Below are 241 nucleotides of genomic sequence, written 5' to 3'. Positions count from 1 at the left end.
CTCGTCACCGGCGCATCCGGCGGCATCGGCGAGGAAATCGCCCGCATCCTGCACAAGCAGGGCGCGATCGTCGGACTCCACGGCACCCGCGTCGAGAAGCTTGCGGCGCTGGCGAGCGAGCTTGGCGATCGCGTCAAGATCTTCCCGGCGAACCTTTCCGACCGTGACGAGGCCAAGGCGCTCGGAGCCAAGGCGGAAGCCGAGCTCGAAGGCGTCGACATTCTGGTGAACAACGCAGGCA

General features: G+C 66.8%; 1 protein-coding gene. It reads left to right on the top strand.

Annotated elements, in window-relative coordinates:
- On the top strand, window positions 1-241 hold a 241-nt coding region (locus ACPYOM_RS23670), incomplete at both ends, for an SDR family NAD(P)-dependent oxidoreductase (RefSeq protein WP_481347856.1).

It is taken from the genome of Monashia sp. HAY1-2A, from assembly GCF_056755315.1.
The sequence above is the reverse complement of the archived record's forward strand: the minus strand, read 5'-3'. Positions and strand labels throughout refer to the sequence as shown.